Here is a 16735-nt window from a genome sequence, read left to right on the forward strand (position 1 = left end):
TATGCTCAAGAACAAGGATGGGCAAAAAGGTTCTACACTGGTAACGGCCCTGGTGGTTTTCATGGTGTTCATGGTTCTGGCCTCAACCATCCTCTATCTTACTTATGGTCGCACATACACCCTGACCGGAAATATCGCTCAAACCAAAGCCCGCTATGCGGCCCAGTCCGGGGTAGCGGCCGGGCTGGCGGCCTTGAAAAAGGATAAAGATAAAGTGCAAAGTCAGGTACAGGTTACCCTTGGCAATGAAACGATTGTTGCTAATATTATTAAACCCGGCTCAAATGATGTTGCCTATGAAATCAGCAGTACCGCTACCGGTCGGGAAGGGAGCCGGGAGTTTCAGGCTACTGCAACGGCCAGGGTGAAACTGGGATTTGACTGGAGCAACTGGCCCTATGCTCTGGTGGTAGGCGGTGATTTTACTGGAGGTACTGGCACTGAACCGGCTAAGATCAAGGTACACAAAGGCAAGGTACAGGTGAATGGTGACTGGAATTTTGCCGGGGAAAGCAGATTTGAAGAGTCCCCAGCGGTTGCCGGGGAAATAAAAGAAAGCTTCACGTCCCACTGGAAAAATCGGGGCCCTCAAAAAGGAACGCCGATTTACTTGCCGGAAATTATTGTTGAGGATCTCGATAAATATTTACAGAGGCCGGAAATAAGGGAAATCAAGTTAACTAACTGGAACCCTGAGTCAGGTAACCCGATTGCCTACTTTAAGAATGCAGACACCCAGCCATTAATTATATATAATGGTAATCCCAAATCCCCGTGTATTATTGTAGCGGATAAAGATATTGAAATTTACGCTCCCGCCAAAAAGGGGGATGATAAGCGTAAAAAAGAGGATACCAATCCAGTGGTGATTATCTCCCTTTCCGGTTCGGTAACTATTAAGGAAGCAGTGAACTTTGATGGCTTTATCTATGCAGCCAGGGATATTAATATTGAAGCAGTGAAAAATGATGGCAAACATGATAATGACAAGAAATGGGGCAAGGTCAATATCAATGGCGGAATCATGGCCAGGGGTAATTTTAACTTGAATAAAGGGGACGTCAAAATCCGTCTCTGGGAAAAAGGGCACAACAAATGGTGGAAGGATGAAGAAGATGATGATGATAGATTCAAGTCTATATTAAACAAAATCAATAGTTCATTAGGCCAGTACATGTCTTCATTTCAGATCGTTGACTGGCAGGAGTCTTATCGGTGAGAGAAAGGCAGGATAGGGCATGAATTGGTTTGCGAAAAAACAGAGTACAGAAGTAGTGGGGATAGATATCGGGGAGCATTCCCTCAAATTGCTGCAGGTGCGCCGCCAGGGGACCAAAAAGGAAATCGTCCGCTTTAAGCGCTTACCCACTCCTCAGGGGGCCATGGAAGGGGAATGGATAAGGGATTTTCCCCTGCTGGCTGATGCCCTGCGCCAGCTGGCCGAAGGGGTACCGCCCCAGCTACCGGTAGCAACGGCGGTAGCAGGTCAGAGTGTATTTATCCGTCATTTTACCCTGCCGGTCATGAAGGAACGGGAACTGGCCATGGCGGTGCCCCTGGAAGCGGAAGCCCATCTGCCCATTCCGGTGCGGGAGGTTATGCTGGACTATCTGCCTCTGGGGAAAGTGGTGGAAGATGGGGTGCAAAAACAGGAAATCATGGTGGTGGCTGCCCGGACTGCAGTAGTGGAACAGCTGCAACAACTGTTCCGGGAAGCAGGCCTGAACTTAAAAGTAATGGATGTGGAGTCCCTGGCCCTGGCCCGCACTGCCGCTCTCTTTGATTCCAGCTGGCAGGCGCCGGAACGGGCAGTGGCCCTGGCTGATATCGGGGCTACCACTACCACCTTTTCCGTCCATGCCGGAGGAGTACTGCGCTTTACCCGTACTCTGCCCATAGGCGGGGAGAGATTGACCCGGGCCCTGGTGGATTTCTTCCAGATGCCCTGGGAGGAAGCGGAAAATACCAAAACTATTCTCAACCTGACCGGTGACCTGGGGACTACCGGGTTGACGGTTTTGCTGCACCGCAAGACGGAAGTGGTGCAACAGGTAATCGATCAGCTGGTGATGGAACTGAGACGCTCTCTGGAGTTTTATCAGACTCGTTATCGTCAGCTAAAAGTGGACAAACTCTATCTTTCCGGGGGTACAGCCCAGATGCAAGGCCTGGCTGCCTATCTGGCCGAGGGCCTGGAACTGCCAGTGGAAACCCTGAACCCGCTGTTGAAGCTGGATATCAGTCAGGAGGCCCGCAGTAAACAGAAGGAAATGGAAGCAACGGGAGCGGCCCTGGCAGTTGTAGCTGGATTGGCCCTAAGTGAGGTGGAATAAATGCAGGTTAACCTTTTAGCACCGCGAACCCATCTGGCCCAGCAGCCGGAGCGCAAAGGCCCTGCCCTGCAGGAACGCTGGTTAATAACGGGGGCGGGCATCCTGTTGCTGGGCTGGCTGGGGATAGTTGGCTGGCAGGTATATAGCCTGGGCCAGGCTGTGGAACAGGAAAAAGCGGCATTACAGCAGTTGAAGAGCCAGGTAGAGAAGCAGAACCAGGTGCTGCGCCTGGCCAAAAGGATTGAGGTGCAGCAGCGGGTCTGGCGGGAACTGGAGGGAAACCCTACCAACTGGCAGGGCGCCATTGCTAAAGTGGAGGGCTATGCCGGAACGGAACTGACACTAAGCCGGATCAAATTTGGACCGGCACCGGCAGACTGGCTTTTTCAGGGGGAGAGCCGGAATACAGCGGCAATAGAGGCTTTCCAGGCCAAACTGGAACAGGATAAATACTGGCAGGCTGCTGTAGTCAGGGAACTGGTGCGTCAGGCTGAACAGGGTAGCTATGCCTTTACCATCAGTCAGGGAGGGGAAGGACAATGAAACTGCCGGGATTGAGTTTTACCCTGACTGAGCGGGAAAAAAAGTTGATTAAACTGGCAGCAGTATTGCTTGTTTTTACCCTGGCCTATTACTATGGGATTGAGCCCTTGCAGGTAAAAAAGGCTCTGCGGGAACAGGAACTGCTGCTTCTGCAGCAACAAAAACAGCAGCTACAGGCGCAAGCAGCCGTGGTCCAGAAAAGCCTGGCCTTAGAACAACAGGGCCGGGAACTGGAAAAGCGCTTGCCTTCCAGCCTGGCTCAGGCTGATCTGCTGGGGCAATTGCGCCAGCTGGCCCAGGAGCATCAGGTCACTCTTGAACTGGTGCGCCTCAATTCCCAGCAGGAGGAACAAACTGTTGCCGGGGTGAAGGTCAAGAGTGTGCAGATGGCGCTGGCTTTAAGCGGCAGCCGTCAGGCTTTGCGGGATTTTCTTGCCGACCTGGAAAAACTGCCCCGGGCTGTCCGGGTACAGGCCGGGGAGCTCAGTACCAGTGAACAGGGGCAGCGACTGGACTTGAATCTGGTAATTTATTTTTTGCCCCCGGAGGTGTAAATTGACAACATACTGGTTTTGGCGGCATAATAGTAGATAACATCCAGGATGATGTTATCTGCTATTTTTTTGAGTTGAGGAGGAGCAGGGATGAGGAGATTGCGCTTTTTAACTGCCGGGGAATCCCACGGGCCGGCGTTAACAGTGATCATTGAAGGAATGCCGGCAGGGGTGCCTCTGACCAAAGCAGAGATTGATGAGCAGCTATGGCGCCGCCAGCAGGGTTATGGCCGCGGTGGGCGCATGGCCATAGAAAAGGATGAAGTGGAAATTTTGAGCGGAATCAGGCACGGTCTGACTCTGGGCAGTCCCATCAGTTTGTTAATTCGCAACCGGGACTGGGAAAACTGGCAGGAAATAATGTCTCCCCATCCCCGAACGGAAGGGACGGGGACAGAAAAAAAAGTGACCCGGGCCCGGCCTGGTCACGCGGATTTGAGTGGTGGCATAAAATACAAACACGGGGACCTGCGGAATATACTGGAACGGGCTTCGGCCCGGGAAACAGCTGCCCGGGTGGCAGCCGGTGCTGTGGCCAGGGCCTTGTTGAGGGCAGCCGGAATAGAATTAGTTGGGCAGGTGACAGCAATAGGTGGTGTAACCGCAGATACTTCCGACCTAACCTGGGAGGAGATTGCTTGCCGGATACCCCGGTCTCCTGTTTTTTGTGCCGATGAAAAGGCCAGCCGGAAGATGATGGCCGCTATTGATGAAGCCCGGGCAGCAGGAGATTCCCTGGGCGGGGTAGTGGAGGTAGCTGCCCTGGGAGTACCGGTGGGGCTGGGCAGCCATGTCCACTGGGACCGGCGGCTGGACGGGCGGCTGGCGCAGGCTGTAATGAGTATCCAGGCCATCAAAGGGGTGGAAATCGGGATGGGGTTTCTCGCCGCAGCCCGTCCTGGTTCGGAAGTGCATGATGAAATTTTCTGGGAAGAGGGACGGGGGTATTACCGGGAGACTAACCGGGCCGGAGGGATTGAAGGTGGTATCAGTAACGGTGAGCCCATTATTGTGCGGGCAGCAATGAAGCCCATTCCCACCCTCTATCGTCCTTTGCGCAGTGTGGATATCGAAACCAACCAGCCGTATCTGGCTTCGATTGAACGCAGTGATATCTGCGCTGTACCGGCAGCCCTGGTAGTGGTAGAAGCGATGGTGGCCCTGGTGCTGGCTGATGCAATTCTGGAGAGATATGGTGGAGATAACTGGCAGGATCTGAAAGTGGCTTTAGGTAGGTGAGGGTAGTGCTGGTATTTTTAACAGGTTTTATGGGTACCGGTAAAACCGCTGTTGCCCGACGGCTGGCGGCCATACTGGGATGGCCCTGGGTGGATACTGATCAGGAAATTGAAAAGGTAACAGGCCTCTCTATTGAGGATATTTTCCGCAAACACGGGGAAATTCGCTTTCGTTCGGAAGAAACCCTGGCTCTGAAGCGGATTGTGCGGGACTGGGCAGGACAGCCGGGAATAGTTTCCACCGGGGGCGGTATGGTTTTGAAGGCGGAAAATGTGGAACTGATGAGGGCCCACGGGGTGATCATTGGCTTAACAGCCACCCCGGAGGTGATTTTCCAGCGGGTAAAAATGCGGCAGTTGCGGAAACGGCCACTGCTCAGGACCAAAGGGGATGTGCGGGCCCGCATTGAGGAGCTGATGAGCCTGCGGGAACCGGTTTATCGGTCGGTAGCAGAAGTGATTATCGATACCTCCAGCAAAGAACCGGAGCAGATTGCCCGGGAGCTGGTCGAATGGATAAAAGGCAGGATGGCAGGTGAAAAGAGTGGAAAAAGTTAAAGTGGAACTGGGGCGGCGCAGCTATGAGATTCTGGTGGGACGTCAGCTGCTAGTTCAGATAGGAGAAAGCTTGGCCACCCTGGGTAAAGGGCGGCGGGCACTGGTAGTGACCAACCCCCTGGTCTGGGATTTATACGGGTCAGAAGTGGAAAAAGGCTTGCGGGAAGCCGGTTTTTCCTGGCGGGTAGCGATTTTGCCGGATGGGGAAGAGTATAAGACTTTGGAATCGGTCCAGACCTTGTATGATCAGGCACTGGTTGCCGGTTTGGATCGCCAGAGCTGGATAGTGGCCGTCGGTGGCGGTGTGGTGGGCGATATGGCTGGTTTTGCTGCTGCCACCTTTATGCGCGGTATCAATTTTGTGCAGGTTCCCACTACCTTGCTGGCTCAAGTGGATAGCAGTGTGGGGGGTAAAACCGGAGTCAACCACCCCAAAGGCAAAAACCTGATCGGGGCTTTTTATCAGCCCCGGCTGGTGGTCAGTGACATCGATAGCTTAAACTCCCTGCCAGAACGGGAATGGGCAGCCGGTCTGGCGGAAGTGGTAAAATATGGTATGATCTGGAATGAGTTTTTCTTTGAGTTTCTGGAGCAAAATAAAGAAGGAATCTGGCAGAGACAGGCTCAGCCGGTACAGGAAATGGTCAAGGCCTCCTGCAGCATCAAAGCCCAGGTGGTCAGCCAGGATGAGCAGGAACAGGGGCTAAGGGCTATCCTCAATTTTGGGCATACTTTTGGTCATGGCCTGGAGGCGCTGGGCCAGTATCGGGAATGGAAGCATGGTGAGGCAGTGGCTGTCGGCATGGTCATGGCCAGCCGGCTGGCTGTCCGGGCTGGCTGGCTGAAAGAGGCAGCACTGGAACGGCTGGAACGGCTGCTTACGGCCTTTAATTTACCAGTACGGGCCCCGGGGGTAGATCCGGAAGCTCTCTGGCAGGCCATGCTCTATGACAAAAAAGGCGAGGAAGGGCGTTTAACTTTTATCCTGCCGGATCGCATCGGAGGAGTGAAAATCGTCAAGGAGCTGGATCGCCAGCTGATTTTAGCTGCAATTGCGGAGGTGGTATGATGCTGAAATGCGCCGATTGGGTGGCGGTTTTGCAAAAGGCCCTGGCCCGGGGTGGCGATTTTGCCGATATCTTTTTTGAGGAAAAGGAAACCACCATTATTACCTGTGAGGATAATCGGATTGAACGGATTAATACCGGGATTGACTGTGGTGCCGGGATTCGAGTAATCAGTGGAGAAACTACCGCCTATGCCTATACCAATGACCTGTCCCAGTCCGGTCTGGAACAGGCGGCTCAGGTGGCGGCCAAAGGGGTGGCGGGGGCCCAGCCTGGTACATATGTGTTTGACCTGACTACACCCAGTGCCAGGGTTCCGGCGCCGGTAATCAAGGAACTGCCGGAACAGATTCCGGTAGAAAACAAAGTAGAGGCGGTGCTAGCCGCCAATACGGCAGCCCGTCAGGCGGATGAGCGGATTCGCCAGGTTTCTGTCACCTATGGGGATGTAAAACAAAAAGTAGTGATTGCCAGCAGTGAGGGCCAGCTGGTGGAAGATGAACGCCGGCGCCTCAGGTTTGTGGTCAATGCTATCGCAGCAGCAGATGGAGTCATCCAGACCGGTTATAATGCTGTAGGCGGCGTGGTTGGCTGGGAGTTTTTACAGGAGGAACAGCCAGCGGCTGTGGCCCAGGATGCGGCCAGGCGAGCCGTACTGATGCTGGGGGCTAAACCGGCTCCGGCAGGCCGAATGCCGGTGGTGATGGCCGGAGAAGCCGGGGGAACCATGGTCCATGAAGCCTGTGGCCATGGCCTGGAGGCTGACCTGGTACAAAAACAGCTATCGGTTTATCAGGGCAAACTGGGCCAGGAGGTGGCCAGTCCCCTGGTAACGGTGGCCGATGATGCTACCTTAGCAGGCAAGTATGGTTTTTACCGCTATGATGATGAAGGCACTCCGGCTCAGCCGGTAACCTTGATCGAAAACGGGGTACTGGTGGATTATCTCTATGACCGGCATACCGCCGGCAAGGAAGGGCGGAAGTCCAATGGCCATGGGCGGCGGGAGAGCTATCATTACAAGCCCATTCCCCGCATGGCCAATACCTATATCGCTCCTGGTAAGGAGGACCCGGAGGATATTATCCGGGATGTGAAATATGGCTTGCTGGTTAAAAAGATGGGTGGCGGACAGGTAAATACAACCAACGGGGATTTTGTTTTCGACGTAGCTGAGGGCTATCTGATTGAGGACGGGGAAATCAGGTATCCGGTCCGAGGGGCGACCCTCACCGGCAATGGGCCCCGGGCCCTGCAACAGGTACAGCGGGTGGGTAAAGACTGGGGCTTTGCCATCGGTACCTGCGGCAAAGACGGACAAGGGGTTCCGGTGAGTGATGCTCAGCCTACCATCTTGCTGGAAGAGTTGGTGGTCGGGGGAACAGCTACGGGCGAGAAAAAAATTCGCCGGCTGTAAATAGTTCCTCCCTCTTCCGACTCATACTAACAGAGGAAACTGTCAGAAGAGGGAGGTTTTTTATGCTTCTGGAACGGAATTTAAAGATTTTGCTGGTCTCCGCAGAAGTCGCTCCTTTTGCCAAGACAGGGGGGCTGGCGGATGTGGCGGGCTCCCTGCCCAAAGCCCTGGCGGTTATGGGTAATGATGTGCGGATCGTTTTACCCCGCTACCGGGAAGTGGGAAAACAGAGCACTGTCACCGATTTTCCTGTGGAATTTGGACCGCGGCGGGAGACAGCGATTGTCCGGCAAAACTATATCGAGGCTCATTTAGGGGAGATTCATCGACAAATTCCGGTTTACTTTATCGATAACTATCACTATTTTGACCGGGACGGCTTTTACTGTCATCATGATGATGGGGAAAGATTTGCTTTCTTCTGTAAGGCGGTGCTGGAAATGCTGCCCCAGCTGGATTTTCAGCCGGATATTATTCATTTAAATGACTGGCAAGCGGGGCCCATTGCCCTTTTGCTGGAGGAAAAATATCGCTCCCAGCCGTTTTATGAGAAAATCTCCACCATTTTTACCATCCACAATCTGCAGTACCAGGGCCACCATGATCCCTATCTGCTGGATTGGCTGGGAGTAGATCGGCAACGGGTATTCCATCCTGAGGGAGTGGAGTTTTACGGCAGTTTCAATTTCCTGAAGGCCGGTCTGGTTTATGCCGATAAAATCAATACCGTCAGCCGCACCTATGCCAGGGAAATTCAGACTCCGGAATACGGGGAAAGGCTGGATGGGTTATTGAGAAAGAGGGCGGCTGACCTGTCCGGAATCGTCAATGGCATTAACTTCCACGAGTTCGATCCCAGGACCGACCCGCGCATTTATCGCAACTATGATGCCGACTCACCGGAAATGAAGCGGGAAAACAAATACGCTTTGCAACAGGAACTGGGTCTGCCGGTGCAGGATGTGCCGGTAATGGGGCTGGTCAGTCGGCTGGTGGAGCAGAAGGGGCTGGATTTGCTGGTAGAAAGCGCAGACCAGTTGCTGGCACGGGATGTCCAGCTGGTAGTGCTGGGATTGGGAGAGGCGCGCTATGAACAGTTTTTCCGTCAGTTGAAACAGCGTTATCCGGAAAAGGTGGGAGTGTTTATCGGCTTTAATGGGGTGCTGGCCCAGCGCATCTATGCCGGAGCCGATATCTTTTTGATGCCTTCCCGGTTTGAGCCCTGTGGTTTAGGCCAGCTGATTGCCCTGCGCTATGGCACCATCCCGGTGGTGCGGGCTACCGGTGGCCTGGCGGATACTGTCCAGGATTTTGATATCCGCACCCAGACCGGCAATGGTTTTGTTTTTGCTGAATATGACGCCCGGGCCTTTTTGCGGGCGGTAGAACGGGCCCTGGAGATTTATCAGCATCACCCTTATCTCTGGCGTAAACTGGTACTGGGGGCGCTCCGGGAAGATAATTCCTGGAACAAAGCGGCCGCTGAATACATGGAATTATATGAAGCAGCCCTGGCCAGACGCCTGCATCTGGAAAGAATAGCTTAAAGGAAACGCCCCGCTTTAGGGGCTATTTTTTTGGGGTAAGTCAGGCAAGCTGCAGGCATAAAAAATATTTATAGGCATTACCGCTTGATTAAAAATCATTATACTTTACCTACCAGCTCTCCCAATCTGCTATAATTTGCAACAGAAAAAACTTCAGGGGAGAGATCAGATGTTTAAAGCGTTAACTGTAAAGGAGGAGAGCCCAAATGGCCAATAAGGTAATGGTGATTACCAGTGAGGTTTTAGGTAATGGCCCGGAGGAACTGGGGAAATTGCTGATGAAGAATTTCTTTTATACTTTGACCAGTGCTGAGGCACTGCCTGGCGCCATTTTATTTCTGAACAGTGGAGTGAAATTGCTGGTAGAGGGTTCGGTGGCAGCGGAATCCCTGCAAGTGCTGGCGGAACGGGGCGTAGATCTGCTGGCCTGTGGCACCTGTCTGGATTATTATCAGCTCAAGGATAAACTGGTAGTGGGCCAGGTTTCCAATATGGCAACCATCCAGGAAAAAATGTTGCAGGCTGAAACGGTAATAAATTTTTAGCGGCGGCAGGAATTTGCCGGAAAAAGTAGAATTAGAGTATATAAACCGGGAGAAGCTGTCAGTAAAGGAGGAGAAGCATTGGACAAGGTGGAAACCTACCCCCTGAGTCAGTATCCTGCCCTGGTACCGGTATTAAAAGAGGTGCGGCAGGGGGCCCAGGGGCTGAAAGTGCCGGAGCTTGGTACTCCTTTTGATGGTTGTGCCATTCGCCGCTGCCCGCAGACTATTGATAAAGGCATTTATCTGGTGGTTCTGGAGGAAGACGGACAGATGTTTTTTGTAGAAGATGATTTGCAGGCATTACCTCCCCTGGCATAAGGCCAGGGTTTTTTGCACATCCTTGATAAAAGTAATGGCACAAGCCATTAAATAAAGCAAAGGAGTGGTGAGCATGAGCGAGAAAAAAACTGTTGCCAACCTTTTAGCTGCTTTTGCCGGGGAAAGCCAGGCGCGCAACAAGTACACCTTTTTTGCCAGCATTGCCCGCAAGGAAGGCTGGCTGGAGATTGCCGAAATTTTTGAGGAGACTGCCAAGAACGAAAAAGAGCATGCCGAGGTTATTATTAAACTGCTGAAAAAACTGGGTGACAGCAAAATGAATCTGAAAGCGGCCATCGAAGGGGAAACCTATGAATGGCAGGATATGTATCCGGAATTTGAACGGGTGGCCCGGGAAGAAGGAGAAGAGGAAGCGGCCCGTTTCTTTGCGGAAGTGCAGAAAGTGGAAAAATTTCATGCCGAACGCTTCCAGCAGTTATTGAAACAGCTGGAAGAAGGCACTCTGCTGAAAAAACCGGAAACCATCCACTGGCAGTGCCGGGAATGCGGTTATATCTGGGAAGGCAACGAACCGCCAGCAGTTTGCCCGCTCTGTGGCCATGAGCGCAGCTATTACAAACCTATGCCCAGGGAATGCTAAGTTTTCGAGAGGAGGCAAGAGAGATGATGTGGAAATGCGGTGTTTGCGGATATATCTATGATGGAGAACAGGCTCCCGATAATTGCCCCAAGTGCGGTGCCCCGAAAGAGAAATTCAGTCAGGTTCCCCAGGAGACGGTGGATCTGATTTTAAAGGCCCGGCGGACCAATGACATACATATGGAACTGGCAGGTCTTCTGGACCATGTTCTGGCTCTGGCCGAGGAAGGGATTGAACTTAACCTTGATCCCCCCTGTGTGGGCATTTTCACCAGAGCCAAAACCTGTGCCTGGGAACTGAGACAGGCTATTAAAGCGGAAATAGTGGGGCATATCAGTAAAGGCAAATGGGGTTAAAAGATTGGCCGCAGCGAGCGGCCATTTTTTTTCGGGAACTATTAGGCTCAAAGACTGGAAGAATTATTGCCTGGCTTTCGTTTGTAAGGAATAGCGATTAAACTGGAACAGCAACAGCAAGGCAAGCAGGGCAGGTGCCAGTAGCCAGGTTAGAGCCGGGATAAGACCAGAGCTTTCGGCCTGGTGCCCGGTCAAAAAAAGGCCGAGACTGCCCAGGCCAAAGCCCAGGCCCTGCATCATGCCGGAAGCCATACCGGCAAAGTCTGGTAACAGCTCCTGGGCCATAACGATAGTCAGAGGGAAAGAGGCGGAAAGGGCAGCACCCAGCAGGCCCAGATTCAGCCATAATAGCCAGCCGTTGCTGACTAAAGTAAGGCCCAGGAAAACCACGGCCGCACTCATGCTGAACCAGAACACCCGCCGGGCCCCCCAGCGGTCAGCCCAGCGGCCGGCCATCAAGGTGCCGATGGTACCGGCAAAGAGAAACCAGGTGAGAGCGAGACCGGCGATTTCGCCCCGATAGCCTTTTTCTACCATCAGCTGAACGGCAAAACTGTTAAAAGCCATCTGAATCCAGGAGCGCAAACTGACAATCAGGTTTAACAAAATTAAAGGCATTAAAGGCAGCTGCCGCCACTGCTGGCGCAGAAGCGAAGCCGCACTGGTGGTAGACTGCGGGTTAATGCGCACACTGGCAACAGAGGAAATTGCCAGCAACAGGGAGGTAATCACTCCCGGGATGGCTAGCCAGGCCGTACTGACCAGACCATAATGCAAGGCTATGGGTACAGCGATAACAGGGGTAAGGGCGTAGCCCAGACTGCCAGCTGTTATGTAGGCAGATAGGACAGAGCCTTTATTGTATGCTGCTACCTGGGTGGTTACTACCGAACCCAGAGGGTGGTAGAGGGCGTTGGCCATACCGGCCAGAGAAACGGCCAGCAGCATAAAGGGTAATCCAGGCACCCAGGCCACTGCTGTCATGGCCAGGGAAATAATAGCACCTGTTACGGCCAGGTGCCAGCCTTTGCCCCGGCTGTCTGCCCACAGGCCCAGCAAAGGTTGCAGGGTGGCGGAAAACATGGAAAGGACCAGCATCAGGGTACTCTGCTGGCCTAGAGTTAATCCTCTCTCCTTTCCCAGTAGATAAAGGAGAGGGGGTACAAAATTCATATAAAAATCGATCCAGAAGTGGTTAAAAGCTAGAACGGCCAACTGGAAAGTACGTCGCTGCATAGATATTCACCTGCCAGAAAAACTCGATAGTATCCATTATAGACCTGTATTAATAGAAAAACAACCTTATTTTTTCTTTTCTTTCGACAGGAATTGCTCGGAAAATGTCGAATTGTGAACATTAGAATTTTTAAACGGGGGGAGCGGAATGACTATTAAGCGGCAGATTTGGTATAGTGTCATTGCCTTCTGGTTAATGGGAGTGGTACAAGCGGTAGCGGCCTTTACCGGTCTGGCAACTCCTGCTTTTGTGCTTGTTTTCGGATTGCTGATGATTATCGGGGCCTTTCTGGCAGGCTGGCTTTTGCTGGGCCGTATCCTGCCTCGGCTGGAAAGAGTGCAGAAAGTAGCAGCACGGGTACGGGTGGGCGATATGACGGTACAGGCGGACATAGACGGAAAGGACGAGATTGCGGATTTAGCCAGAGACCTCAATGGGATTGGGGCCCACTTGCAGGGTATTATCCATTCCCTGAAGGAGAACAGTTATGAAATAGGAGATCGGTCCAAATTGCTGGCCCAGGCAGCGCAGACGGCAGCGGCAGCCACCAGCCAGCTGGCAACAGCGGTTAATGAGGTAGCAGCTGGTACCAATGAGCAATCAGCCAAGTTGCAGGAAGTAACTGATTTGGCCCGGCAGCTGGCGGAAGCCATCGACCAGATCGCCAGAGGAGCGGAGGAACAGGCCAGCCATGTCAGTGAAACAGCCCGTCTGACGGAGATGATGGCAGGTCGGCTGGCCCAGCTGGAAATGGCTTTGCAGCAGTTACAGCTGGCTGCCCAGACCACCCTGAATTCCGGCCAAAGCGGGCGACAGGCAGTGGAAGAAACTATTGCTGGTATGCAGCGCATCCAGACTGAGGTAGAAAAAGTAGGGGTGGTGGTGGCCAGATTAGGGGAACATTCCACCCAGATCGGCAATATTATTCAGGTAATTGATGAAATCGCGGAGCAGACCAACTTGCTGGCTCTAAATGCAGCGATAGAAGCAGCCAGAGCCGGTGAGCATGGTAAAGGCTTTGCGGTAGTCGCCGATGAGGTACGAAAACTGGCAGAACGGTCAGGCCGGGCGACAAAGGAAATCGCCCAGCTGATTAACAATATCCAGTCCGGTATCGAAGAAGCCGTTCATGCCATGGGACGCAGTCAGAAAGAGGTAACCAGCGGAGTAGAACTGGCGGCTGGAGCCGGGCAGGCTTTAGCGGATATTCTGGCCAACCTGGAACAGACCGGGATTGTGATGCAGGAAATGGTCCAATCTCTGGCGGCAATGGCAGAAGCCAATGAGTCAGTGGTGAAAGCCGTCAGCAATGTGGCAGCTATAACCGAGGAAAATACGGCCTCTACTGAAGAAATGGCTGCCAATTCCGCTCAGGTTCTCAACGCCCTGGCCGAAGTGGCCATGGCAGTAGAGGCCCAGGCAGCAGCCAGTGAAGAAATGGCTGCAACCGCCCAGGAAATGAATCGTACGACCGGGGAAGTAGCGAAAATGGCTACCGACTTACAGACTATTTCCGAGAAATTACGGGAATGTCTGGGAGAGTTTCAGCTTTATCCCATTGAACGCCCCTGCTGGGAAATCCAAAACTGTCCCACTGAGCGCAAGGAAATGTGTCCAGCCTACCAAAACGAAGAGCTGCGCTGCTGGTTGATTAGTGGCACCTGGTGTGGAGGTGTCAAACAGGGAGATAAGGATGCCAAGCGCCATAACTGCATGAACTGCACTGCTTTCAAGGAAATGATGCGTTTGAAATAGGGAGCTGCGGCTCCCTTCAATTTTTTTGAGAGGCCAGGGTTTTTTGTGGTAAAATATTAAAGATGGAGGTGGAGGTTGATGGAAAAAACCAACAAGATAGTAATTGTCGGAGCAGGCAATGTAGGAGCCACCACCGCGTATGCTTTGCTAATCAGTGGCATTGCCTCTGAACTGGTTTTGTATGATATAAACCGGCAGAAAGCAGAAGGGGAAATTATGGACTTGGCCCATGGGGCTTCCTTTGTTCCTCCTGCCAGACTGAGGGCCGGGTACCTGGCTGATTGCCGGGAAGCGGATATTATCATTTTCACTGCCGGGGCAGCCCAGCAACCCGGGGAAACCCGGCTGGATCTGGTAGATAAAAACACCAGGATTGTGGAAAAGGCTCTGCTGCCCATTCTGGAGCAGGCACCGGAGGCGCTGGTTTTAATGGTAACCAACCCGGTAGATGTTATCACATACCAGGCATGGAAGCTTTCTGGCCTCAGTCCTGAACGGGTGCTGGGTTCGGGTACGGTACTGGATAGTGCCCGTTTTCGGCACGTGCTGGGCCAGCATTGCGGAGTAGATGTCCGCAATGTCCATGGTTATATTCTGGGTGAACACGGGGATAGTGAGCTGGCTGCCTGGAGCTCAGTACATATTGGCGGTATCCGGCTGGATGATTACTGTCTGGCCTGTGGCCAGGGCTGTGGTCAGGAAAAGCGGGAAGAAATGTTCCGCCAGGTTCGGGATGCTGCTTATCAGATTATCCAGGCCAAAGGAGCAACCTATTATGCAGTTGGGCTGGCGGTCCGGCGTATCTGTGAGGCCATCCTGCGGGATGAACACTCTATTCTGACGGTATCCAGCCTCATGCAGGGGGAATATGGCTTGCGGGATGTTTGTCTCAGCGTTCCCTGTGTGATTGGCCGGCAGGGAAGAATCAAGGTGCTGGAGCTCAATCTGACTGCGGAGGAAAAGGAGAAACTGCAGCATTCTGCGGCCGTTATTGCCAGTTATCTGCCCGCGACAGACCGGAAGTAAGGAGGTAAGCAGCAGCTTCAGAAAACTAGACTATAATTGATTGTATTTAACTGTTTTGCTACAATAAAAAAATGGAACTATTATCCATTGGAGAAGCAGCTAAGTTCGGCAGGGTTTCGGGGAGCTGATCAGGAATGCCAGAGAAACACGAGAAGAAGAAATTTAGCATAACTGTGTGCGGGGAGTTTTTTCCGGAGATTTACCCGACTCACCGGTCTTCGAAGTGGAGCCGGGGCGAAGAAGACCCGCTGACTACGGAGATGCGTCTCTTCTGTGCCTGTATGCGGTGGGCCTTTAACCGGCTCCTGGAAGGTGCTTCCCGCCATGAAATCAAGAAGGCAGGACAAGAACTTTTCGGGCTGAACTCCCGCTATGCGGATGATGATAGACTTAAAGCACAGGCCCTGCTGGACTCCCAAACAGAACTGCTGAAGTTAGAAAATGAAGAAACAGAAGAGAAGCTGGGCCGGGCCAGGAAGAAGCTCAGCCTGGCTATGAGGAAACTGGCGAAGGCAGAGGAAAAGGGGGCTGCTTCAGAAGTTATTGAAAAGCTCCGCCTGGCAGTCAAGGGGCGGAACAAGCGGGTGGTTTCACTGGCAAAAAGGCTGGCTGAACTGAAGGATTACCAGGAGAAGGGTACAATACCAGAGGTAGTCTTTGGGGGCAGAAGGCTGTGGGAAAAGGTCTGCCAGGGCCGGGCCGCCCGTGAAAAATGGCGGCACGCCCGCAGGAACCGCCTCAACTCCCGGGGAGACGAGAGCAAGGGAGGCAACCCCAACATTAAGATATTTTATGAAGGACGCTACTTGGTACATTTGACATTTGAAGTGGTCAGGGTGCAGGAACCGGACTTTGCTAAAGGTTGTCTGGCTATAGACACAAACCCTGATGGGGTAGCCCTGTGTAACGTTAGTGCTTCCGGCCAGCCGGAACCGTGGGCGGAGGGTTTCAGCGTTCCTTATCCCGGCAACCTGGGCAAGTACGAAGGAGAGTTTCAGGTTATCCCTTACCCGAACGGTTTTCTTTATATCAGAATACCAGACTTAGCCCATGCTTCCAGCTTCCGGCGTAGCTACCTGATAGGCGTTTTAGCCAGAGTAATGGTAGATATAGCTTTCTTTTCAGGCAAACCCATTGTTTTAGAAAACCTGAACTTTAGCAAAGACAGACTGGACACTAATAAAAAGTTTAACCGCATGGCCTCCAATTTTCCATTTGCGAAAATGGTAGGAGCAATGTATCGGAGAGCGACAAAAGAAGGGGTGCCTTTCAAGTTAGTATCACCCCGGCATACTTCAACCATAGGTTACTGGAAGTATATGAAACGTTACGCCGTTCCGGTGCATTGTGCGGCGGCACTGGTTACAGGACGCCGGGCGATGGGCTTCAGGGAACGGGTGACTGAAGAACTCAGGCAACTGGTATCGCAAATCAAGCAAAACCTGACCCGGAAGGTTAATCCTGATAGACCTGGGGAAGGAAAAGGGATGACCCGTGGGGTCAGGGCCTGCTTGAGGCGGCTGGGGGAGAGGCTTCCTGTGCATAACGGGCTTGCCCAGAGTGAGCAGGAGGCGTATAACTCCGTCTGGCATGACCTGAAGTTATTGGCCCTGTCCGTACGGTGACCCCGTTTAGCCGGT

17 protein-coding genes are annotated in these 16735 nt (G+C 52.9%); 16 read left to right on the plus strand and 1 reads right to left on the minus strand.

What is annotated here, in order from left to right; translation table 11 throughout:
* Nucleotide 1: 1 nt before the first annotated feature.
* From CTH_RS01130 to CTH_RS01190, 13 genes are all read left to right on the plus strand, one after another.
* Entirely contained in the window at nt 2-1219 is a 1218-nt protein-coding gene (locus CTH_RS01130; RefSeq protein WP_107752757.1) for a hypothetical protein, read from the plus strand.
* A gap of 19 nt (nt 1220-1238) precedes the next feature.
* Nucleotides 1239-2333, plus strand: coding sequence for a type IV pilus assembly protein PilM (gene pilM, locus CTH_RS01135; RefSeq protein WP_078666032.1), 1095 nt, complete (start codon nt 1239-1241; stop codon nt 2331-2333).
* Nucleotides 2334-2876 (plus strand): hypothetical protein, encoded by a 543-nt coding sequence (locus tag CTH_RS01140; RefSeq protein ID WP_078666031.1) that lies wholly within the window; start codon nt 2334-2336, stop codon nt 2874-2876.
* Nucleotides 2873-3430 (plus strand): type II secretion system protein GspM, encoded by a 558-nt coding sequence (gene gspM, locus CTH_RS01145; protein ID WP_079906939.1) that lies wholly within the window; start codon nt 2873-2875, stop codon nt 3428-3430. Before CTH_RS01140 ends, gspM begins: the two co-directional genes overlap by 4 nt.
* 90 nt (nt 3431-3520) lie before the next feature.
* On the plus strand, nt 3521-4669 hold the full coding sequence (aroC, locus tag CTH_RS01150) for a chorismate synthase (RefSeq protein ID WP_078666029.1): 1149 nt from the start codon (nt 3521-3523) through the stop codon (nt 4667-4669).
* Nucleotides 4666-5226, plus strand: coding sequence for a shikimate kinase (locus CTH_RS01155; RefSeq protein WP_107752760.1), 561 nt, complete (start codon nt 4666-4668; stop codon nt 5224-5226). The genes aroC and CTH_RS01155 overlap by 4 nt, the downstream gene beginning before the upstream one ends.
* Nucleotides 5204-6295 carry a 3-dehydroquinate synthase gene (gene aroB / locus CTH_RS01160; protein ID WP_242946630.1) on the plus strand — a complete coding sequence of 364 codons (1092 nt, stop codon included), beginning with the start codon at nt 5204-5206 and terminating at the stop codon, nt 6293-6295. The genes CTH_RS01155 and aroB overlap by 23 nt, the downstream gene beginning before the upstream one ends.
* Nucleotides 6295-7710, plus strand: coding sequence for a TldD/PmbA family protein (locus CTH_RS01165; RefSeq protein ID WP_477021180.1), 1416 nt, complete (start codon nt 6295-6297; stop codon nt 7708-7710). The genes aroB and CTH_RS01165 overlap by 1 nt, the downstream gene beginning before the upstream one ends.
* Before the next feature lie 62 nt (nt 7711-7772).
* Nucleotides 7773-9257 carry a glycogen synthase GlgA gene (gene glgA / locus CTH_RS01170; protein WP_078666026.1) on the plus strand — a complete coding sequence of 495 codons (1485 nt, stop codon included), beginning with the start codon at nt 7773-7775 and terminating at the stop codon, nt 9255-9257.
* Nucleotides 9258-9463: 206 nt separating this feature from the next.
* Nucleotides 9464-9802 carry a sulfurtransferase-like selenium metabolism protein YedF gene (yedF, locus tag CTH_RS01175; protein ID WP_078666025.1) on the plus strand — a complete coding sequence of 113 codons (339 nt, stop codon included), beginning with the start codon at nt 9464-9466 and terminating at the stop codon, nt 9800-9802.
* A 78-nt stretch (nt 9803-9880) separates the two neighbouring features.
* A complete protein-coding gene (locus CTH_RS01180; RefSeq protein WP_079906946.1) occupies nt 9881-10120 on the plus strand; it encodes a hypothetical protein in 240 nt (79 codons plus the stop codon).
* A 73-nt stretch (nt 10121-10193) separates the two neighbouring features.
* Nucleotides 10194-10721, plus strand: coding sequence for a rubrerythrin (gene rbr, locus CTH_RS01185; protein ID WP_078666663.1), 528 nt, complete (start codon nt 10194-10196; stop codon nt 10719-10721).
* A 23-nt stretch (nt 10722-10744) separates the two neighbouring features.
* Nucleotides 10745-11077 carry a rubredoxin-like domain-containing protein gene (locus CTH_RS01190; RefSeq protein ID WP_078666664.1) on the plus strand — a complete coding sequence of 111 codons (333 nt, stop codon included), beginning with the start codon at nt 10745-10747 and terminating at the stop codon, nt 11075-11077.
* Between the two features lie 63 nt (nt 11078-11140).
* On the opposite strand, the gene CTH_RS01195 is transcribed toward CTH_RS01190, so the two are convergent.
* A complete protein-coding gene (locus CTH_RS01195) occupies nt 11141-12313 on the minus strand; it encodes an MFS transporter (RefSeq protein ID WP_078666665.1) in 1173 nt (390 codons plus the stop codon).
* 148 nt (nt 12314-12461) lie between these two features.
* Between CTH_RS01195 and CTH_RS01200 the strand changes: the two genes are divergently transcribed.
* The 3 genes from CTH_RS01200 to CTH_RS01210 all read left to right on the plus strand — a co-directional run bounded on the left by CTH_RS01200 (nt 12462) and on the right by CTH_RS01210 (nt 16720).
* Nucleotides 12462-14069 (plus strand): methyl-accepting chemotaxis protein, encoded by a 1608-nt coding sequence (locus tag CTH_RS01200; protein ID WP_107752762.1) that lies wholly within the window; start codon nt 12462-12464, stop codon nt 14067-14069.
* A 78-nt stretch (nt 14070-14147) separates the two neighbouring features.
* Nucleotides 14148-15095, plus strand: coding sequence for an L-lactate dehydrogenase (locus tag CTH_RS01205; RefSeq protein WP_107752763.1), 948 nt, complete (start codon nt 14148-14150; stop codon nt 15093-15095).
* A 134-nt stretch (nt 15096-15229) separates the two neighbouring features.
* Nucleotides 15230-16720, plus strand: a complete 1491-nt coding sequence (locus CTH_RS01210) for an IS200/IS605 family accessory protein TnpB-related protein (RefSeq protein ID WP_107752764.1) — start codon at nt 15230-15232, stop codon at nt 16718-16720.
* Nucleotides 16721-16735: the final 15 nt, after the last annotated feature.

Origin of the sequence: Carboxydocella thermautotrophica, from assembly GCA_003054495.1 — a bacterium.
GTDB lineage: Bacteria > Bacillota.